Origin of the sequence: Microbacterium sp. cf046 (genome assembly GCF_900114345.1) — a bacterium.
Lineage (GTDB): Bacteria > Actinomycetota > Actinomycetes > Actinomycetales > Microbacteriaceae > Microbacterium.
On sequence record NZ_FOZJ01000003.1, the window covers coordinates 1,153,991 to 1,174,797 of the forward strand.

The 20,807-nt window shown below is 65.2% G+C and carries 20 protein-coding genes; 6 read left to right on the forward strand and 14 right to left on the reverse strand.

All coding sequences use genetic code 11. From position 1 onward, the window contains the following. Positions 1-159: 159 nt before the first annotated feature. Positions 160-621, forward strand: coding sequence for a hypothetical protein (locus BM349_RS17765; RefSeq protein WP_091708925.1), 462 nt, complete (start codon positions 160-162; stop codon positions 619-621). Between the two features lie 449 nt (positions 622-1,070). Here BM349_RS17765 and BM349_RS17770 read toward each other — a convergent pair whose 3' ends face one another. Continuing rightward, a complete protein-coding gene (locus tag BM349_RS17770) occupies positions 1,071-1,250 on the reverse strand; it encodes a MerR family transcriptional regulator (protein WP_254773987.1) in 180 nt (59 codons plus the stop codon). Here BM349_RS17770 and BM349_RS17775 point away from each other — a divergent pair. Next, positions 1,234-1,977, forward strand: coding sequence for a hypothetical protein (locus BM349_RS17775; RefSeq protein WP_139230981.1), 744 nt, complete (start codon positions 1,234-1,236; stop codon positions 1,975-1,977). The genes BM349_RS17770 and BM349_RS17775 overlap by 17 nt on opposite strands. Positions 1,978-2,106: 129 nt before the next feature. Here the strand turns inward: BM349_RS17775 and BM349_RS18655 are convergent, their stop codons facing one another. From BM349_RS18655 to BM349_RS17840, 13 genes are all read right to left on the reverse strand, one after another. After that, positions 2,107-2,454: a hypothetical protein gene (locus tag BM349_RS18655; protein ID WP_217645696.1), complete on the reverse strand. Its 348-nt coding sequence runs from the start codon at positions 2,452-2,454 to the stop codon at positions 2,107-2,109. An 89-nt stretch (positions 2,455-2,543) separates the two neighbouring features. Then, the gene (locus BM349_RS17780; protein WP_091708930.1) at positions 2,544-3,509 is read right to left on the reverse strand and encodes a Gfo/Idh/MocA family protein; all 966 of its coding nucleotides are present in this window, start codon (positions 3,507-3,509) and stop codon (positions 2,544-2,546) included. 10 nt (positions 3,510-3,519) lie between these two features. Continuing rightward, positions 3,520-4,620 (reverse strand): nitrilase-related carbon-nitrogen hydrolase, encoded by a 1,101-nt coding sequence (locus BM349_RS17785; protein WP_091708932.1) that lies wholly within the window; start codon positions 4,618-4,620, stop codon positions 3,520-3,522. 295 nt (positions 4,621-4,915) lie between these two features. Further along, entirely contained in the window at positions 4,916-5,902 is a 987-nt protein-coding gene (locus BM349_RS17790; protein ID WP_091708934.1) for a LacI family DNA-binding transcriptional regulator, read from the reverse strand. Positions 5,903-6,039: 137 nt separating this feature from the next. Then, positions 6,040-6,756: a gluconate 2-dehydrogenase subunit 3 family protein gene (locus BM349_RS17795; protein WP_091708937.1), complete on the reverse strand. Its 717-nt coding sequence runs from the start codon at positions 6,754-6,756 to the stop codon at positions 6,040-6,042. Between the two features lie 32 nt (positions 6,757-6,788). After that, positions 6,789-8,441 (reverse strand): GMC family oxidoreductase, encoded by a 1,653-nt coding sequence (locus tag BM349_RS17800; protein ID WP_091708939.1) that lies wholly within the window; start codon positions 8,439-8,441, stop codon positions 6,789-6,791. Between the two features lie 22 nt (positions 8,442-8,463). Next, positions 8,464-9,411: an aldo/keto reductase gene (locus tag BM349_RS17805; RefSeq protein ID WP_091708942.1), complete on the reverse strand. Its 948-nt coding sequence runs from the start codon at positions 9,409-9,411 to the stop codon at positions 8,464-8,466. Next, a complete protein-coding gene (locus BM349_RS17810; protein WP_091708945.1) occupies positions 9,408-10,436 on the reverse strand; it encodes a LacI family DNA-binding transcriptional regulator in 1,029 nt (342 codons plus the stop codon). Before BM349_RS17810 ends, BM349_RS17805 begins: the two co-directional genes overlap by 4 nt. Positions 10,437-10,546: 110 nt before the next feature. Continuing rightward, on the reverse strand, positions 10,547-11,617 hold the full coding sequence (locus BM349_RS17815) for an ABC transporter permease (protein ID WP_091708947.1): 1,071 nt from the start codon (positions 11,615-11,617) through the stop codon (positions 10,547-10,549). 37 nt (positions 11,618-11,654) lie between these two features. After that, complete coding sequence (locus tag BM349_RS17820; protein ID WP_091708950.1) at positions 11,655-13,226, reverse strand: sugar ABC transporter ATP-binding protein; 1,572 nt, start codon at positions 13,224-13,226, stop codon at positions 11,655-11,657. Positions 13,227-13,308: 82 nt separating this feature from the next. Then, the gene (locus tag BM349_RS17825; protein WP_254773989.1) at positions 13,309-14,388 is read right to left on the reverse strand and encodes a sugar ABC transporter substrate-binding protein; all 1,080 of its coding nucleotides are present in this window, start codon (positions 14,386-14,388) and stop codon (positions 13,309-13,311) included. Positions 14,389-15,531: 1,143 nt separating this feature from the next. Then, positions 15,532-15,711, reverse strand: a complete 180-nt coding sequence (locus BM349_RS19000; protein WP_254773991.1) for a hypothetical protein — start codon at positions 15,709-15,711, stop codon at positions 15,532-15,534. A gap of 143 nt (positions 15,712-15,854) precedes the next feature. Further along, the gene (locus tag BM349_RS17840) at positions 15,855-16,385 is read right to left on the reverse strand and encodes a hypothetical protein (protein ID WP_091708957.1); all 531 of its coding nucleotides are present in this window, start codon (positions 16,383-16,385) and stop codon (positions 15,855-15,857) included. A gap of 502 nt (positions 16,386-16,887) precedes the next feature. On the opposite strand from BM349_RS17840, the gene BM349_RS17845 reads away from it, so the two are divergent. The 4 genes from BM349_RS17845 to BM349_RS17860 all read left to right on the forward strand — a co-directional run bounded on the left by BM349_RS17845 (position 16,888) and on the right by BM349_RS17860 (position 20,527). Then, positions 16,888-17,691, forward strand: a complete 804-nt coding sequence (locus BM349_RS17845; RefSeq protein WP_091708960.1) for an N-formylglutamate amidohydrolase — start codon at positions 16,888-16,890, stop codon at positions 17,689-17,691. Continuing rightward, positions 17,688-18,926 (forward strand): peptidase MATCAP family protein, encoded by a 1,239-nt coding sequence (locus BM349_RS17850; RefSeq protein WP_254773993.1) that lies wholly within the window; start codon positions 17,688-17,690, stop codon positions 18,924-18,926. The genes BM349_RS17845 and BM349_RS17850 overlap by 4 nt, the downstream gene beginning before the upstream one ends. A 90-nt stretch (positions 18,927-19,016) precedes the next feature. Further along, positions 19,017-20,060, forward strand: coding sequence for a glutathione synthetase (locus tag BM349_RS17855; RefSeq protein ID WP_091708963.1), 1,044 nt, complete (start codon positions 19,017-19,019; stop codon positions 20,058-20,060). A gap of 23 nt (positions 20,061-20,083) precedes the next feature. Next, complete coding sequence (locus BM349_RS17860) at positions 20,084-20,527, forward strand: DUF1801 domain-containing protein (RefSeq protein ID WP_139230983.1); 444 nt, start codon at positions 20,084-20,086, stop codon at positions 20,525-20,527. Positions 20,528-20,807: the final 280 nt, after the last annotated feature.

Sequence of the window (20,807 nt, forward strand, 5' to 3'; positions counted from 1 at the left end):
TCTGATCGGTCTGGAGACGTGCCGGAAGGTCACTGACAACGGTTGCTCTCGCCGATAGCTGGCTGCCCGGCTTGCGGATCGATAGGCGTGGGTCCGCTTGAGTCGACGTCGAGTAGGCTCGCGCGTGTCCGCGCCACACACGAGCAAGGAGGAGCCAGCGTGCCCGATTACTGGCTCACGGTCGGCGCTGTGGCGGTGATCGCAGCTCTCACCAGCGCGATAGTGACCGTCTGGGGCGTCTCTCGCCCCATCAAGCACAAGGCTGTGATCGAGGAGCGCCAGAACTGGCGGCAAGCGATCCGCGAACTGATCCCGAAGTTTGTGAATGAAGAGGACGAAGCCGCAAGGAACGAGATTCGGAACGCGATCGTGCTGCGGCTGAATCCGTACAAGGACCAGTCGGCCTTGGATCTACTTGGAGAGTACGCAACAACCCCATCGGCTGAACTCGCCGGGCCCCTCGTCGCGCACTTCCAGGCCATGCTGAAACTCGAGTGGCAAAGGGCCAAGAGGGAGGCAGGCCTCTTCCCTTGGGGTGCCGGCTGGCGGGCTGCACTCAGCGTTCGCTGGCAGAAGTGGCGCTCGGCGAAGCGCGATGCGCGGGCAACCGTGGCACCGTGAGCGGGTTCGGTCGGGTGATTTTCCACCCAGCCGATCAGTCCATGGTGGAGGGTCAACGATCGAGACAACCCCGGTGGACAATGGTTCTTTCGTCAGTGCGGCGTGGCGCGCCCGCGACGCTGGTCGGACAACTCGCCGGAGGGTGTAGCGGTGCCCCGTGCGCCGGAGGCACGGGCAATCGAGCTCTTCTTCGCCCCCGCTATGGCATTGTCCGATTCGTACCTCGCGCTATGCGCCAGAGTGGGGTTTGACTAGTCGGGGGAGGGATGTCGAAGGCGAGCGCGAGATCGCGAACATAGGCCTCAGACTCCGGAATCTCCGATATCCGTCGGGCAGCAATCGCGCCGTACGAGCGCGAAGTACCCCGAAGAGCAAATAGCGCGAGGCGCGCGACCTGAGTCAGCTCGTCAAAAGGTGAGGGACTCGTTCACGCGCGCGCGTCGATGCATTCACACGTCGACGCCGAATGCGCGCAGCAGCGGGACGCGAGGGATCATGCGGCGCGGGCCAAGTTGCACCGTGGGAATGGTGCCGTTCTCGATGCCGAGCTTGATCGTGCGGTAGTCGACGCCGACCAGTTTCGCGGCGTCCTTCATGGTCAGTGCGAGCGAGGTGGATGACGTGCTCATGACATTCTCCTTCGGTGGGCAACTAATGACATCACTTGCTCAGGGACTGTACACCCATGAATGCCCGATGTCATCGCTTGCTCAGCCTCGGACGAACTGGCACACTCGCAGCATGCCCGAACTCGCCATCGACCAGGTTGACGCGGAGATCATCGATGCGGGGGACGGCGTCCACATTCCACGCTCCTGGCGAGCGGTCGTGACGGGCCTTCCTGACATTCCAGGCGCGGTCCGTGCGCGCATCGTGTACGACCCGGTATTGCGGCGCGCTGTGGCTGAGTCAGTTCGGGTCGACCGCGACGGGCTGGGGGATGAGGTGACCACGACGCTGCTGCGCGATGTCCGTGTGCAGGCGATCGTGCAATGGGCGGCAGCTCGCGTCGTTCGCATCGACCGTGACGGCGGTGACCCCGAGTTGTACGGCGAGTACATCACTCGCCTGCGTGCGGAGGAAGGGCGCTCCGAGGAGCAGAACCTTCGTGAGGCGGTCAGGCTGTATCGACTCGGGTCGGTGATCAATGACGGACCGCTCAAGCTCGTCTCCGAGGAGCTGGGTGTCAGTATCAGCACGGCAACGCGAATGATGAATCGTGCCCGCGTCGCCGGCCTTGTGGACGAGGAGACCGGTCGCGAGGTCTACGTCCAAGCTCGTGAACAGCAGCTTCGCGAGCAGGCGACGGGGCCTGTCGTTGGTCCGGCGTCATCCGGTCCGTCGATCGGGCGCTGACAACCGAGTCTCGCCAGTCCGCCCGCGCCTTGCTGGCGTCGGAGCTGCCTGATCGCGTTTTCGGGCATTTGGGCACTTCTGGCGGCATCAGCATCCAGTGCTGATCAATTTGCTCAGAATTTGCAGCGTTTACGGATGCGGGCAAAAACGCGCCTCGAGAATGCCCGATGTAGCCCCGGAATCGCGCGGATTTTTTGCCCGCAATTTGCCCGCATCCCATCTGAAGTTAGGTGTTTTTACGTGTTCCGCGATGCGGTCGAACTCTCGAAAACCCGCGTAATTCCGCGGATTTTGCCGGTAGATGCAGCTATCGAAAAGCGCCGATTCGGATTCGAGTGCCTCCAGGTACATTTCGCTACATTCGAGGACAGTTGGCAACCAGGATGCACCCACATTCATCGCCAGCGAGGGGCATGCGCGGCGTACATGCTGGACGGCGGCCAATTCGACTTCGCTTTGCTCGCTGTCAATCGGCAAATGCGGTTGTTTTCGCTGGAACGAAGGCGGGTGAGAGGGTTTGATCCCTCTCACCCGCCTCGGCGGGAACGCCTCCGCCAAGGCCTCGACTACTTCTGTTCGTCGCGGCCGGTACCGGGGGAGCCGGGCCAATTGTTCAGCGCGAGATCTTCGAGGTCCAGCACGAGCGAGAGGCTCCGTGCGTTGTCGGCCACCGATACACCGGCGTTCGCATCGCCGTCGAGCGCGGACGCGAATTCGGCCCAGACCGCCGCAAGATCGGTGTGCAGACCTTCGTCTGGCGCAACGTTGCAAGGCTCGAGAACTCCAGTCGACCGCTCGACGAAGACCTGCAGTTTCGTCACATGAACGGTTCCTCCGTCGCAGATGATCTCCCAGTCGCCGTCCCACGGCGTAGTGGCACCGCGAGCGGCCCAGGTGCCCGAGTACGACACCAGCGCGCCCTGAGAGAGACGCAAGACCGCGTCAAGGTCAGTTCGGCCTGAGTATGACGTGGGCTCGGGCCTCGCTGCCCACGCCCCCAGCACGGCCGCCTCAGAGTCGGTCAGATGGCGGAGAAGATCCATATGATGAATCGCCATGTCGTTGAGCAGCGGGTGCGTGAGTTCGCCTCGCCCACCGTCCGTGAATTCAGGTTGCGCGAACACGATACGCACATGTCTCACCGCGCCGAGCTCTCGTATGGCGGCTCGGGTCGCGCCGACCCACCCGCGCGCGCGATAGTTCTGATCGACGCGAACAACGACATCGGTCCCACTCGCGAGAGACACGAGGTCCTGCAGCTCGGCGCGACTCGAAACCAGCGGCTTCTCACACAGCACGGGAATCCGGCGTTCGACAGCGTCCGTTATGGCTGCGAGGTGCAGGCCCACCGGCAGGGTGATGATGACGGCGTCGAGATCCGTTCCGACGATGACGTCGGCATAGTCGGGCCTTCGGTCCCCGGTGTCGAGGTGATCGGTACCGACCACCTCGACACCCGGAATGGCATCGAGCACGCCCTTCCATGTGAGACCCCAACGGCCCATGCCGAGGATCGCCACACGCTTCGTCACGCTCGAACTCCTACAGCGCCGGGCTCTGGTAGCCGGTCGGCGGAACGAGCACGCCGCGCTCGATCAGCGTCTCGATGTTCTTCGCTCGGGTCTGGTGCTCGCGCGCCAGCCATCCTTCGGTCGGCGCTGCATCGGCGTACTGGTTCTTCGGGTAGATCGGCTTGTCGTAGATCGCGCGATACTGCTCGGTTCGAAGATCCTTGAACTGGTTGTAAAGGCCGTTGGCGACACGGGCGCGGCGGAGCGCCTCGATGTCGAGCGTGGTCACCACGAAGGAGTCGCCGCTCGTCCAGCCGCGCTGCTGCGTGAGGATCTGCCCGCGGGGCCCGACGATCATTGACTGGCCGCCGAAGAGGTCCTGCATGCCCCCGTCATCCCGGTACTCGGGGCCGAGGTTCGGCGCGACCACGTACGCCGAGTTGAACATGGCGTGGGCGCGGTTCTGCAGCTCCCACATTCCGTTCTGGACAGCCGGTTCGATGAGTGTGGGGCGGATGATGATCTCCGCTCCGTTCATCGCCAGGCCGCGTGCAACCTCGGGGTAGACGCCCTCGTGGCAGATGGCGATGCCGATGTTGCCGATCTCGGTGCGCGCGACTGGGAAGATCGCGTTCATGACATCGCCGCCGGCCTTCTTCTCGACGAACTCGTCGAAGATGTCGTGCGGGTTCATGTTGCCCAACATCCCGCCCTCGTACGCATCGCTGGTCGCCTTGTAGCGCTTGTAGATGACCTCGCCCTGCGGGTCGATGATGAAGGCCACGTTGAAGTAGCGGTCGGGGAAGTCCTCGTCCTTGACCATGTACAGCTCGGCGGCGATGAAGGCGTTCAGCTGCCTGGCCTTCTTGCCGAGCTCATCTGTCTCGGGCCCGGGGATCGTGACGGCGAAATGCGCTTCCCGGGCGCGGTTGCCCGGCGTGTTCGCGATCATGCCCTGGATCGCCATCTCGGGAATGACGATTAGGCGGACGGGGGAGCCCTCCCACGCGCCGACCATGGCGGCAGTGTCGATGAACTCATTGATTCGCTTGACGTTGGCCACAGCGTCGCCGGGGTTCTTCACGGCGAACGTCCGAGGCGATACCGCCGCGACGACGTACGGATCGATCATCTCGTTCTCTCTCTTCTTTGAATCAGGCTGACCGAAACACTAGAAGGGCCTCGTCGCCAGGAGACGCTGAGTTAGCGCTAACTCATCCGACCATAGGATGAGCGAAAGCGCAAGACCCCTGCCTCGAGAAGGCCGGTTTCTGGGCGGTTTAGCCGCTAGAATGAAGAGTGAACGCGAGGAGATAACGCACTATTGCTGTTGCGAGTCAGATCGTCGCCGAAGCGCACTTATCGTCGCGGCAGGCAGACCAGATTGCTGCGCTGACCGGAGACGAATCTCTGCCGCCGGATCCTGATCAGCGGCGCGGCGGTGCGGTGGTGTCGCGAATAACCAGCGCCGGCTCGATGAGCGGGATGTCGCCCTCGGCCTCGCCCTTGATCATCGCCAAAATGCGCGTCACCGCGATGTGCCCGATCGCCTCGAAGTCGAGTGTGACGGTTGTCAGCGCCGGCCGGAAGAACGGCGACTCCTTGACATCGTCGAAACCGACGACGCTGATGTCTTCCGGTACCCTGAGGCCCCTCTCGTCGAACGCCTTCGTGAGGCCGAGCGCGAAGGGATCGTTAGCGGCGAAGACAGCCGTCACGTTCCGATCGAGCGAGAGCTGCTTTCCGACACGATAGCCTTCGGCGGCAGACCAGTCCGATGTCACGATCGGGGGAGGAGCCGCGCGGCCCGCGGCCGAGAGTTCCTCCGCCCATCCGCGGGCACGTGCCGTCGACGCCATCCATCCCGGCGGGCCCTGTACGTGCCATACCGTCTCGTGGCCGAGGTCGAGCAGATGACGCACGGCCATGCGCGCACCGCGAACCTCATCGATGGAGATGCTTGTGGGGCTCGGGGGCGTCCCCTGCTCGAACGTGATGACCGGGGTGTCGGTGTCAAGACCCCGCAGCACTGCGAGCGCCTCGTAGAGCGGCGCGAGCACGACGATCCCATCGACGGCGTCCGGGCCGATCGAATCCAGCGCGGCACGGATCGTCTCCCGATCGAGGGATCCGAGGGTTACCAGTCGCGTCGAGTAACCGTGCTTGCGTGCCTCCTCCGAGATGCCGTAGAGGGCGACAGACGGACCGAGCACCGACAGTTCGAAACTCACGACGCCGATCGTCATGGTCCTGCTGCTGGCCAGCGCAGAAGCGGCGGGATTGCGCCGGTACCGGAGCTGGGCGATCGCCTTCTCCACGCGTTCCCGAATATCCGGTGCGACGTTTGTCGCCCCGCCCACGACGCGAGAGACGGTCTGCTGTGACACGCCGGCGAGCTTGGCGACGTCGACCATGCGCGGACCTTTGCCGCGGGACGCCGTACGCTCACGGACCGCGCTCTGCGGGGTCGGTGGCAACGAACTCGCAGACATTCCCTCATTATGCCGCTCGAGCGGCATAACCTCCGCGAGGCCAGGCCGCTCGAGCGGGTTCAGCTCCGTCGGTACCGGAGCACTTCGGGGTGCTGATCGTATGGCCATTCGGCCCCCTCGACCATGTACTTGCGCGTCGTGTAGCTGCCATCCATTGTCGAGGCCAGCGAAGGCGGCCCATCGAATCCGATCACGCCCCAACCCACGCGATTCTCATTGCCGCCGTACACCGGGTCGCCGTAGAACCCCTGTCGCGTGTTCAGGACGAGCAGGGGGAAGAACTCCAGAAAGTCCTCGTTGACCGGCTGATTGCCCGCCGGCGCGCCACCCAGCCCTGCCTCGTCCTTCTCGGCCACGAGGAAGGGGCGCGGACGCTCGACGCCTGAGAGATGCTCGAGCACGGCATCCTGCGCCTCAGGGTCGAGCTCGACGAAGTCCACGCCCGCGCGTTCTTGAGCCAGCGCATCCATCTGAACGACGCCGTCGCGGTAGAACGCGCGGCGCTGCTCGATCCTCTCTGCCCACGCTTGCTCCTCATGACCCTCCATGCGGAGGAACCCGTGGCCGTCCGCCGCGGCGAAGATGAACTGCGTCCCCGCCAGCATCCGATCGATGAACCGCACCACTCGCGCCTCGCGCGCACCGGGGTGGTGATCGGTCGGGATGATGCGAGCGCTCGCCGCCTCGATCGTGTCCCACTCATGAGGCGTGAAGAACATCGGCCCTTCGACGTCGCGCGTGGAAATCGGCACTGTGACCCACTCAGCCTGTCCCATTCTGATCTCTCCTTTGTGTCGCTGACCCGTGCTCAGTCGTCGGTCCAGCCGTGCCGGTCCACCTGGATGATCCGGTCCGAGCAGCGCCAGGCGTTGGCCATGATGGTGAGGGCGGGGTTGATGCCCGTCGCCGTGGGGAAGAAGCTCGCGTCGAAGACGTAGAGGTTCGGCACGTCGTGCGAGCGGCACCAACGGTCGACGACCGATGTGGCGGGATCATCGCCCATGCGCACCGTGCCGAGCTCGTGCGAAGTGTTGCCGGTGATTCGCTCCATGTTGACGGGGATGACCTTCTTCGCCCCTGCCGCCTCCAGGATCTCGCCGTTCTTGGCGACCTGCCACTTCTCGTGCGCATAGTCGTTCGCGTGCGGCGTGTGGGTGATCCGGGCGACCGGCAGACCCCAGGCGTCCTTCACGTTCGGATCGAGATCCACCCTGTTCGACTCGACCGGAAGGTCATGCAGCAGGATGCCGATCTTCATACTGTGGTTGAAGAACTCACGATCGGCGTCCTTCGCCGACTGCCCCCACGTCGGACGCCCCGGGAAGCTCCAGTTGACGGGATGCCCGATCATGGACGGGAAGATCAGCGAGCCGAGGATGTGTCCACGATTCGTATCGGTCTCGTAGAAGTCGAATGAGCACAGGCTCATGTAGTGACCGGCCCATCCGTACAGCGGGTCGGTCACCTCGCGGTCGAAGAGTCCCACCGAGAACGAGTACTGGTGGAAGGTTGCGTTCTTCCCGACCATGCCGCTGCTGTTGCCGATCCCGTCGGGGAAGAGAGCCGACGTGGACATCAGCATCAGGCGGGGCGTCTCGATGCCGCCGCCGCACACGATGACGGCCTTCGCGTTCTGCACGAACTCGTCGCCGTCCTCGTCCTGATATCGGACACCGGTCGCCTTGCCGTCCTTGCCGACGAGGATCTCGCTGACGTAGCAGTCCGAGCGGAGATCGTAGAGACCCGTGGCGACGGCATCCGGGATGAAGGAGATGAGCGTCGAGGACTTGCCCGTCCCGGGATCCGGATACTGCTGCCAGAAGCCGTTCTCGCTGAACGGCTCGCGGCCGCGGTATGGCTCGGTCACCATGCCCTGCGGCATCGGGAACGTGCTGTGGCCCATCTTTGCCATCGCGGTGGCGAACGTACGGCCGATCTGGCTGAGGGGGGAGGGCTTGGTTGGGTACCCGCGGCTGCGCCATGCTTCCCACTTGTTCGCCCCGGCGAGTCCCGAGGTGCCGAACTCCCACTCCACGCGGGTGTAATACGGCTCGAGCTCGGCGTAGGTGATGGGCCAGTCGACGATGCTGGCACCCGGAACGTCGCCGTGCAGGCTCCGGAGCTTGAAGTCGCTTTCGGCCATCCGGGGGACCATGCCGCCCCAATGCGTCGTTCCGCCGCCGACCACCTGCGGTGTGGCGGAGAAGTTCGTGATCACCGCTTCTTCGGAGTCGCTCGCGCGAAAGGTCCGCGGCTTGATCTTCGGGTCCTGCCAGATGAAGTTGCGATTGAGGAACTTCAGTTCATCTCCCGACGCATGAGCGGGCTTGAGCCACGGGCCCCGCTCAAGGCCGACCACTCGCAGTCCTGCCCCCGTCAACACCTTGGCGGCCGTCGCACCGCCTGCCCCGGCGCCGACGATGACCACGTCGACATCTTCGGGGTTGCGCTTGATTGTCATTTCGATTCCTTCCGTGAAGCGATCAGGCGGCTGTCTGGTGACCATGTCGGCCGATTGCGGCGAGGGGGAGCAGGTCCGCCCACAGTTCGTCCGGAATGAGATGGTCGAGAAGCCCGACCGTCTGATCGACCCGGTCGGGCCGGGACATGCCGACGATCGTCGATGCGACGCGCGGATCGCGGGTGGAGAACTGAAGTGCGGCCGCGGCGAGCGGGACGCCATGTCGTTCGCACAGCGCTTCCATCGCGAGAGCGCGCGTCACCGTCGCGTCCGACACGGGCGCGTAGCAGTATGTCGGGACGGCGCGGGCTCCGCGCACCAGCATTCCGCCGCCGAACGGGGCGGCGTTGACGAACGCGACGCCGCGACGCTGAGCATCCTCGAGGAGCGGCTCGGCGGTCTGGTCGATGAGGGTGTAGCGGTTGTGGCTGATCACCGCGTCGAACGCGTCGGTCGCGAGATACCGCAGCTCGAGGTCGATGGGTCCGCCGGCCACCCCGAGGTGCTTGATGACGCCCTGGTCGCGAAGTTCGATCAGGGCCTCCAGCGGACCACCACGCGCCACACCTTCCTCGAAGGTGATCTTCTCCGGGTCGTGGAGATAGACGAGCTGGAGGGTGTCGAGACCCAGTCGGGTGAGGCTTTCCTCAACCGAGCGGCGAACGCGATCGCCTGAGAAATCGGTCGACCCGGGCAGCGGGTCGACCTTCGTTGCGACGACGAACCCCTCGGGGATGCCGCCATGCTCGGCGATCGCGCGTCCGATTCGCTCCTCGCTGGCACCGCCGCCGTATTCGTTCGACGTGTCGATGAACGTAAATGGGCCTTCGAAAACCCGCCGGATCGCGGCGACTGCTGTCTCCTCATCCACCTCGTAGCCGTATTGCGCGGGGAAGTTGCCGAGCGCGGAGGTTCCGACGCACACATCGGATACGGAGAGTCCAGTTCGGCCCAGTTCGCGGATGGTCATGTTCGTGTCTTTCTGTTGGTGTTGTGGGACGTTGTCGAGGGCGGGGAGACGGCGGTGCTGCTTTCGCGGACGATGAGTTCAGGTGCGACCCGAAGGGGCGCCGCCGGGTCGGCCCCGCGCATGAGGTCGAGCACGTGATCGACCGCCCGGCGGCCGACATCGGCGAAGTCGAAGCGCACGGTGGTAAGGCTCGGGCGGAAGAACGCCGATTCCGGAACCCCGTCAAACCCCACGACGCTGACCTCTTGCGGAACGGCCCGTCCGGCATCCGTCATCGCCTTGATGACGCCGAGCGCCATCTGGTCGTTCGCGGCGAATACCGCCGTCACGCGCGCGTCTCGTGCGAGCCGGAGACCCGCTTCATAGCCCGAAGGGGTGGTCCAGTCACCGTCGATGGCGGGGTGTGCGACGACCCCGTGCTCGGATAGCGCGCTGGACCAGCCGCGCAGTCGCGCGGTGGTGCCCAGCCAGCCTTCCGGCCCGCTCACGTGGTGGACCGTGGCGTGCCCCAAGCTCAACAGGTGGGATGTCGCAATCCGCGCGCCGGAGATCTCGTCGGTGACGACGCGGTGCTCTCCTTCGTCGGCCCCGGGCTGCCAGATCACCAGCGGCGCGCCTCCGGCATCCAATCCGTCGATCGCGGTCAGTGCCGCATCGATCGGCGCGAGGATGATGATGCCGTCCACCGAGTCGGCGACGAGGTGGTCGAGGGCCTTTCGCATGTTGACGCGGTCGACATCGACCAGACTTACCAGGCTGGTCGCGTAGCCGGCGGCGCGTGCCTCGTCGGCGATGCCCTTGAGGGCGAGCGACGGACCGTACTGAGCGAGGCCGTAGCTGACGACCCCGATGTTCATGCTGCGGCTCGTGGCGAGCGCGCGAGCCGCAGGGTTGCGCCGATACCGGAGGCGCTCGATTGCGGCCTCGACGCGAGCGCGCATGTCGGGAGCGACGTTGCCCGTTCCGTTGATGACACGCGACACGGTCTGGTGGGATACCCCCGCGAGGACCGCGACGTCCACCATCCGCGGCCCCCGGCCGCTTCCATTGCTGTCTCGAGGCAAGACGAACACCCCCTTTCCGGTGTCGATGATCGATCGTCGAGTGCGCCGACGGATGCCGGCTGAGGTGGGCGTCAGGTGGTGACCGGTCGCGCCCGGCCGAATCTCTTGGAGAAGAAGCCGGAGATGCGCTCCACCCCTCCTGCGCTGGAGAGGAATACCGCGATGACGATCACCGCGCCCTTGATGACCAACTGAGGTTCGGAGGAGATGCCGACCAGGTTCATGATGTTGATGATCGTGGCCAAGACGAACACGCCGATCACGGAGCTAATTGGATCGCCCTTGCCACCCATCAGCGACGCGCCACCCACCACGACCGCGGCGATCGCGTCGAGTTCGTAGCCGACGCCGATGAGCGAGCTCCCCTGACGCAGCTGCGCAGCAGCGATGAGGCCGGCGAGACCGGCGAGGAATCCGGACATCGTGTACGTGATGATGAGATTGCGCGCCACAGGCAGGCCCGACAGGCGCGCCGCCTCGGGGTTTCCGCCGATCGCGTACAGGGAGCGGCCGAACGTGGTGAACTTGGCGATCAGCGCGGCGACGATAGTGACGATGAGGAAGATCGCAACGGGGTTTCGTACGCCGAGGAACGTGCCGGTGGCGAATGTCTCGATGAATGCCTGGTCGGTGATCTGGATCAGGCTCGTCGATTGGATGATGTAGCTGAATCCCTTGACCGCACTCAGCATCGCGAGGGTTGCGATGAACGGCGGGATGCGCAGCCCCACGACCAGAAGTCCGTTGATCAACCCGGCCAGCGCGCAGCAAAACAGCGTGAAGGCGACCGATAGACCAGCGGACATGCCTGTCTGAAGCGTGAGGGCGACGATGACCGTGGACATCGCCAGGATTGACCCGACCGAGAGGTCGATTCCCCCTGTGAGGATCACGAAGAACTGGCCGATAGCGAGGACCGCGACGATGGAGGCGGCGGCGATGACATTCTCGGCATTGCGGATCGTGAGGAAGTCGCCGGAGACGTAGTAGCCGATGATGATGATGACGACGAGCACCAGGATCAGATAGCTCTTCGGCAGGATCCGCTTCCACAGCGTTTTCGCACCCTGCAGACGCGAGGGCTGTGTCGGAGCAGCCGGTGAGCTGTTCGTGGGCGGTGTCTGCACGGTGTTGTGTGACATTTCTTTCCTTCTGGCAGTGGGTTGGTCTACGTGTCGATCACGAGAACTTCTGGAGGATGGTTTGTCCGTGCGGGTCGATCTCGTCATGGTCGAGCTCGGCGATGACGCGCCCCCGGGCCATGACGAGGACGCGGTCGCACATCATCGCTTCGGTGATCTCCGAGCTCGCGATCACGACCGTCCCGCCTTCGCGGGCGAACTCGCGCAGCAGCTCGTACATGTCTTCCTTGGCGCCGACATCGACACCGCGGGTCGGCTCGTCGCACACGAGCACGCGAGAGTTACGCACCAGCCACCGCGCGAGGATCGCCTTCTGCTGCGTGCCGCCGCTGAGTGTCTTCATGGGCTGGTTCACGCTCGACACCTTCATGCCCAGGCGTGTGACGAGGTCGCTGGCAGCCTTGCGTTCGCGCCGCGCATCGATAACGCTGAGGCGGCTGAACATGGGCAGGCTGGCTAGAGTGATATTGCCGGCGACTCCCATGTCCGGGATGAATCCGGCGCTCTTGCGGTCCTGGGGGAGAAGTCCAATTCCTCGGCGGATCGCATCCCTCGGGGCGGTGAATTCCACAGACTTGCCCTGCACGCTCATGGCGCCGGAAGTTCTTTTTCGCGCACCAGCGATGAGCCCGGCGAGTTCTGACTGCCCGCTGCCGATCAATCCGGCGATGCCGAGGACCTCGCCCTCCCGGAGGTCGAACGACACGTCCCTCACGCGTTCGTCTTCCGATAGATCTCGGACGGAGATCACGACCTTCTCTTTGGCGCCGCTTCCCAGGCGTGGCGATCGCTCGCCCCGCAATGCCGCATCGGCGATCGACCCCTCGAGGGAGCGTCCGACCATGGCCGTGACGACATCGGCGGGCTTGCTCTCGGCGGTGATTAGATCCGCGGATGTGACCCCGTCGCGCAGCACGGTGACGGCATCGCAGAGCGAGTAGAGCTCGTCCATGCGGTGGGAGATATAGAGCAGCGTGACGCCTTGCTGCGACAGCGAACGCAAAACCGTGAAGAGTTTGTCGACGTCTGGCAGGGGGAGCGTCGAAGTAGGCTCATCGAGCAAGAGAAGCCGCGCCTCCTTATGAATGGCCTTCGCTAGTTCCACCGCCTGCTGCTCGGCCGTGGAGAAGCTGCCGACGGGCCGGCGGACGTCGAGGTCGAAACCGACGCGGTCAAGAGCGGCTCGCGCCTCGGAGGCCATTCGATTCCAGTCCACGGCGACTCCCCCCGCTCTGGGCAGGCGGCCAAGGAAGATGTTCTCGGCCACCGAGAGGCTCGGAACCAGCGAGAGCTCCTGATAGATCGTGTGAATACCCGCCTGCTGGGCGTCGAGCGGGTGGCGGAAGCGCTGGAGCTCGCCGCCGAGGCGGATCGTGCCAGCATCGGGGGTCTCAGCACCGGAGAGGATCTTGACCAACGTCGACTTGCCGGCACCGTTCTGTCCGGCAAGCGCGTGGATACTGCCCCGTCGGACGGCGAAGCTCACGCCTTTCAGGGCCTGCACTCCGAGATATCCCTTAGTGATGCCGTCGAGTTCCAGTTCGAGCGGCGCGCCGGGGGTCGCTCGACCACCGGCGGCGGCCGGCCCCGTCACTGAGCCTGCAGACATGAACGTCTTCTTTCTCGGGATCCTTGAGAGCGTGGGGGTCGAACCCGGTCGCCGCTCATTCAGCGACGACCGGGTTCAGCGATCAATCCTGGGCGCGGACGTAGGTATCTTCGGCCACGTAGTAGTCGGCCGCGTTCTCGGGCGTGACCACCGTCGTGTCGATGAACAGGGTCTTGTCCGGGCAGGCCGACTGGTCGCCGTTGTAGGCCGCGAGGGCCATCTTCACGGCCGTGACGCCCTGGTCCCACGGCTGGTTCGACGCGGTCGCCTGCAGGGGACCCGTGGGGTCGTCCATCATCTCCTTCACGGAGACCATTCCGCCGTCATAGCTCGCGAGGATGACGCCGTCCCCCCAGAGTCCGGCCTGCTCGAGTCCCTGCACGACGCCGCCGTTCATGACATCGCTCATGCTGTAGACGATCTTCAGGTCCGGGTTCGCGGTGGCCACGTCACGGATTGGCCCGAGAGCCTTATCGGGCTTCCACTCGCCGAACTTCATGTCCAGCGCATTCGTCGTGATTCCGGTGTACCCCGACATCACCTTCTCGTAGCCCTCCATGAACCCGTTGAAACGCAGGTCGCTGAGGACGTCGCCGGGGAACCCGCCGATACCGACGAGCTTGATCTCACCGGTGTCGCCGAACTTCTCGATGGCCTTGTTCGCGGCGACCTCACCGGCCAGTGCACCCGTTGCCTCCTGGTCTTCCGCGACATAGCAGAACGTGTCGGGGACGAGCGTGGCGTCCAGGTTTGAGTTCACCGTGATCAGAGGGATGCCGGCGTCTTTCAGCGCCTGCACCGACGGCCCTACTCCGATCGGATCGTTGGCGTTCATGATCACGACGTCCACACCCTTCGTGATCAGGGTCTGAATGTCTGCGTTCTGCCGGACCGTATCGCCGTTGGCGTCGAGCAACTCGATTGTCGCGCCGATCTCATCAGCTTCCGACTGCCCGCCTTCGACCAGGGTCTTCCACCAGTCACTGCCGCTGATGCCGCGCTGGCTCCAGCCGATGACCAGGCCATCACCTGACGCCTTATCAGCGTCGGAGGCCCCGGCATCTGCTGCGCGACAGCCCGAAAGCACGATCGCGGCCGTGGCGATTGCGGTCACCCCGAGCAGGATCCGGCGACTTCTCGAGCGCATGGTTGCTGTACTCATCTCAACACTCCTTTGTGCAGTGTCCGCGATTGGCACCTGTTTCGGGTGGGCGTCCCCATCGCGGGCAACTGAGTTCGTTGTGGATGTCATGTTAGCGCACTATCAGAGGGACGCAATAGGGAATTCGAAGGACCGTGAGGCGCTATGGATGCGAAAGCGGAGGCATCTTTGGCTTCAGAAACGCAGTCTGAACAGGAAATTTCAAACCTCCTCCTGAATAGAAGGAATGAGCCTGGGTTGACGAATATGGAGGGCTGGTTCTTGTCGCCGGTGTCAGATTCAGGGCTCCGAGTTACCGTTCACTGCCCGAACCCGGGTCCTGCCAACCTAGGTAGCAGTGCACAGGTATGCGGTGAGGGGATGCCCACATGACCCTCGGAACAGTGCGCTCGTCTTCGCACCTCAGCGGCGGCGGGTGAGCCTGGAGCCTCCTGTTGTCCAGCTGGTCGCCGACACGCGCAAGATCAGTCAGAGCACCGCGACCTGCCTCATGACCCGCGGCCGTGAGGCAGGTCAGGCTGTGTCGGCTTGGGTCTGTGGTCAACGCCGGACCGCTCAAGCTCGTCTCCGAGGAGCTCGGTGTCAGCATCAGCACGGCGACGCGAATGATGAATCGCGCGCGCGTGGCCGGCCTTGTCGATGAGGAGGCCGGGCGTGAGGTCTATGTCCAGGCCCGGGAACAGCAGCTTCGCGAGCAGGCCACGGGACCCGTCGCCGGACCGGGGTCATCAGGTTCATCGGTCGGTCCCTGAGCACCGACTCTCGACAATTCGTCCGCGCCGTACAGGCGCCCGCGCTGCTGCACCGCGTTATCGGGCATTTGCGCACTTCTGACGCCTCAGTCTCCACGCCTTGATCAATGTGCTCAGAATATGCGGCGTTCACGGATGCGGGCAAAAACGGGTCTCGAGAATGCCCGATCTAGCCCCGGAAACCCGCGGTTTTCTTGCCCGCAATTTGCCCGCATCCCATCTGCAGCTAGGTGTTTTTGCATGTTCCACGATGCGGTCCAACTCTCGAAAACCCGCGTAATTCCGCGGAAGTTGGCGCTAGATGTAGCTATCGAAAAAGCGCCGATTCGGATTCGAGTCCCTCCAGGGGCATCGCCGCACAAGCGCTAGCTCACCGGCATCCGCTCGCGGTTCAACTTCTCTCCTCGTAGTGACGCACACTGTCGTCCCGTTCAACCAAGAATCGGTCGTCCTCGGGGTAGTAGAAAGCCTTCTCGATGTCGTCTCCCGCGAAGCCGCGGATGCTGTCGAAGCTGTCCGAGCGAGAAATCGTCAAGATCTCGGTCAGGCCGTCGGGCAGGTCGCGGGTCACCGTCCATCCATCCCGATGCTGCACGTAGAGCGGTACTCCCTCGACGCCGGTCCGCTCGACCTAGTCCACCCACTCGTCGGTGTCGACGGTGCGGATGACTCCGCGCCAGACGCGGATCACGTTCCGGTCGTCGCCGTCGCGCATCAGTCGCCTGGTTCGGTGACGATGATCGAGGCGACCTCGTCCAGAGAGTCGACGACGTCCTCCGGCACGGTGCCCGTGGAGCAAAGCAGCTCCATTGAGTAGGCATTGCTCATCTGCGAGGCCTTGTAGTCCAGGTTCGCGAACACGCGGGCGGCGAGGAGGACGGCATCTTCATCGGTGGTCCACAGGAGGATCCGGTTCTGGACGTCGCCGTCGGCGGGCTCGCCGTCGACTCCGGTGGTGAGCGCGAAGTGCCCCGTCGACGCGAACTCTTCCATCTCCTCCTCCGTCGCACCCGAAAGCGTCGCAAGGAATTCGTCGGAGGCAGTCTCGTCGTCGTCAGCGGTGGCCTCGAAGACCTCCTGCCAATACTGCGCCGTGCAGGTTCCCTCGGCATTGACGAAGATCGTCTCACCCTCGCCGGCGTCGACCTTCGGCGTCCACGGCGCATCGGAATCGAACGACAGGTTCAAGCCGACGGCTGAGAGGGGATCGAGCTCGGCGCCTTCCTCGAAGCTCAGTGAATCCAAGGGACCAGGTGAAGCCGAGGGCGTTGGGGTGGCTGACGGACTGGGTGGCTTGCTCGTCTTCTCGGCTTCGGACCCGCCGGCGGTGGAGGCAGCGCATCCGCTTGCCACCACCGCGATGGATGCGACGATGAGCACGGCGCAGAAGTGGTCGCGTGCGCGTGAGGCAGACCTGATCAGAGCGATGGCGAGCTCCCTGGGATAGATCAACGGTGACCGATTGCACAGATGGTACGCGCACGGTGGAGCCGGCGACAGGCAACACGCAGTCTCCGCAACGCGTCGTCATCAGCGGGCACGAGTTGCTTGGAAGGCGGGTATTGCAGCACGGCCCGCTGCAGGCAGACCCCTGTCTGACGTGCACGAAGATTGGCTCCGCGCCAACACATGCACTGCGACGACTTTTCGCAGGGATCAGGAACTCCGTCGCAACGGTCCGTTACCCTCTCGCGCCGTCGCTGTCACCCCCTGTCCCTGTCCGTTCCGGTGCGGCGACAATGGCCGGATGCCAATGACGGAACGTGCTCCCTTCGAATTCGTCGGCGATTGGGGCAGACAGATCATCGCCACCGCGATCCACAACGGGCACGACGTGCGCCCCGACGTGGCGGCCGAGCTCATCATCTCCGACGCGGATCGGCTGCGCGAGGAAGACCCGAACACCGACGCGATCGGCGCCCTCATCCCTGCGCGGGTCATCGTCCACCGCTCTCGGTTCGAGGTCGACATGAATCGCAAGCGAGACCACGCCGTGTACCGCAACGCGGAGGAGGCGTGGGGCCTGGACATCCTCCGCGATCCCGAGCTCGATGCGGCGATCGTGGCCGGCTCGCTGGAAGTGTACGACGCGTTCTACGACGAGCTCGCGCGGCAACTCGACCCGGTGGCGGAACGCGGTCCGTTCGTGGTGTTCGACGTCCACTCCTACAATCACCGCCGCGACGGCGCCGACGCCGCGCCGGCGCCGACCGAAGAGAACCCCGAAGTCAACGTCGGCACCGGATCGCTCGATCGCGCGCGATTCGGGCACGTCGTCGATGCCTTCATGGACGCACTCGAGGCTGCGGGCACGAGTGCGGGCCCGCTCGATGTCCGCGAGAACGTGCGCTTCCGCGGGCAGCAGCTCGCCGCGTGGACGCACGCCCGCTACCCCGGCCGCGCGATCGTGCTCGCCATCGAGTTCAAGAAGACCTTCATGGATGAGTGGACCGGCGAGGCCGACCACGCCCGCGTCGACGAACTCGCCCGCGCCCTGGCGAGCACGATGCCCGCAGTCGAGGAATCGCTGCGCCAGGTGGTCGGATCGTGACGGCCACGGCGCCCAGCCACGACACCGACGATCCGGCTCATGCGCCCGATGCGATCGGGCCCGAGACGAGCGCGATCGAGGTGGGCGCCTTCTCGCCCGCCGACCTTGCGGCAGACCACGCGATGGCATCCATTGCGGGGAGCGTGCGGTTCCTGCTCGAGATGACCCCGGTCAATGCCGACGATGCTCGCGCCGCGTTCCTCGCGCACCCGGATGCCGACCCGGTGTTCGAGTACCGGGAACTCGACGTGGACCCAGATGTGCTCGATGCGCAGGTGGCCGCGCTGCCCCTCGACCAGGTCGCCGACGCCACGCTCGCCGCCCTGCTGCGAAACCGGCAGCGCGAGATGACGCTGCGCGTCGAGATGCTGCGCGCGCGGAACACCCCCGATTTCCTGCAGCTCTCGATCGCGCACTACGGCGCCGTGCTGCCCGAGCTGGTCACTCGCGCGGAAGACATGCTGGACCGCCTCCCGAGCGGACGCCTGGAGCACGACTCGGTCGGCGCGGTGGAATTCCTCGCGGCAGCGAAGGCCGAGATCGAGCACTACCGATCGATCGACCCCGACGTCGGCATCCACGCCGAGATCCGCGACGACGTGTCCGGCATCCTGGTCGACGGCAACACGCTCCTCATCTCCAGCAACGCCGCCGTCGCCGGCCCCCGGGTGAACGCGCTGCTGCAGCACGAAGTCGGCACGCACCTGGTGACCCAGGTGAACGGGCTCGCCCAACCGATCCGCATGCTCGGAACCGGGCTGGCCCATTACGACGAGACGCAGGAGGGCCTGGCGGTGCTCGCCGAGATCGCGTGCGGCGGCCTGACCGCCTCGCGGCTGCGGCAGCTCGCGGCGCGCGTGGTCGCGGTGCACTCCCTCGTGAGCGGCGCGACCTTCGTGGAGACGCATCGCGTCCTGACCGGCCACGGTCTGCCCGCCGGGAGCGCCTACGGGATCGCCATGCGGGTACACCGGGCCGGCGGCTTCACGAAGGACGCCATCTATCTGCGCGGCGTGCTCGAGCTGCTCCAGCACGTGGCCGCGGGCGGTGTGCTCGACCTCTTCTTCCTCGGCAAGTTCTCGATCCAGGATCTGCCGCTCGTGGAAGACCTCGCCGCACGCGGACTGCTCGCGCCGGCCCGGATCATGCCCCGCTACCTCGCCGAGCCCGAAGCCGCCGACCGGCTCCAGAGCGCCGCGCACGCGGGCGACCTCGTGACGCTCGTGAATGCGTAGGCGCCTGCGCGACGACGGCGTCCTCTCGAATACCCGCGTAACCCACCCCGACGGACCCGGCCACGCGCCGACCGACATGCAGGAGGCACCATGAAGATCGGTTTCGTCGTCAACGACATCGCCACCGAACTGCCGCAGTTCACGACGACCCGCCTCGCCATGAGCGCCACGCGGCAGGGGCACGAGGCCTGCCTGATCGGGCAGGGTGACTTCGGCTACGAGCCCGACGAGTCGCTCTCTGCGAGCGTGGCGGCCGGCGATGCCGGCAAGGCCTACCGCTCCCTCGAGCGATACCTCGAGGACGTGCAGGCGGCGACACGCAAGCGCGTGCCCCTGAACGACTTCGACGTCGTGATGCTCCGCGCCGACCCGGCCGCGGAGACCGCGGAGCGTTCGTGGGCGAACACGGCCGGCCTGGCCTTCGGAAACCTGCTCGCGGATTCCGGCGTGCTCGTGGTCAACGATCCCCACTCGCTGACGGAGGCGATGTCGAAGGCGTACTTCCAGCACTTCCCCGAGGTGGTCCGGCCGCGCACGATGATCTCGCGCGACGAAGAGCGGATGCGCGAGTTCATCGCAGAGCTCGGCGGCCGTGCCGTGCTCAAGCCGCTCCAGGGGTCCGGCGGTTCCGGCGTGTTCCTGGTGAACATGAAGGAGGAGCCGAACATCACACAGATCGTGGAGGCGATCGCCCGCGACGGCTATGTGGTGGCGCAGGAATACCTCCCTGCGGCCAAGGACGGCGATGTGCGGATGTTCGTGATGAACGGGCGCCCCCTCGAGATCGACGGCGCCTACGCCGCGTTCCGTCGCCGGCCCGGGGAGACCGACGTGCGCTCCAACATGTCGGCCGGGGGCACGGCGGAGGCGGTCACGGTGACCGACGAGATGCTCCAGCTCGTCGAAGCCGTGCGGCCCAAGCTGCTCGCCGACGGGATGTTCCTGGTCGGCCTGGACATCGTGGGCGACAAGCTCATGGAGGTCAACGTGTTCTCCCCGGGCGGGCTCGGATCGTGCGGTGACCTCTATGGCCTGGACTTCACCGTGCCCGTCCTCGAAGACCTGGAACGCAAGGCGGGGATCCGCGAGCACTACGGCTCCGAGCTGCCCAACGCGCAGCTTGCCACGATGTAGGCGGTGCGCGCGAGAATCGAGACATGACAGCCCCAGACGCAAGCGCGGTCGACGAGTACGTCGCCTCGATCGCCGATGAGCAGACCGCGGAAGACAGCCGGATGCTGATCGCGATGATGCGGCGGGTGAGCGGGCACGAGCCCACACTGTGGAATGTCGGCACGATCGGCTTCGACACCTACCACTACAGATACGACAGCGGCCGCGAAGGCGACGGTCACGTCATCGGGTTCTATCCGCGCAAGGGCAAGACGACCATCTACCTGATGGACGGCACCGCCCGCCATGCGGAGCTGCTGGCCAAGCTGGGCACGCACACCGAAACCGGGTACTGCGTGTACCTCAAGCGGCTGAGCGACGTGGACCCGACGATCCTCGAGCAGATCGTCCGCGAGTCGTACGACTACGTGAAAGCCAAGTCCCAAGACGGGCCGATCCGCCAGATCCTGTGGAAGGTCGAGGACTGAGGGCGGGCGGACCGGTTCCGTCTCGGAGCGGCACTGATCGCGTCGACCGCCCCGGCGGAATGACACGCGGCGAAATGTAAGCGGCCGATCCAGCGATCGCGCCGAGACCCAGTCGCGCGCGGCACGCGAACGAGCGCCTTCGATAAATGCCCGGTCAACGGCAGATCCGGCCGGCCGCACCGAGACCGCCGCGCGTGCCGTCACGCGCACCTGACGCCACGATGACACGCGGCGTCACATGGCGCGCATTCCGGCTGAGCAGTCTCCTCGGGTGTCCATA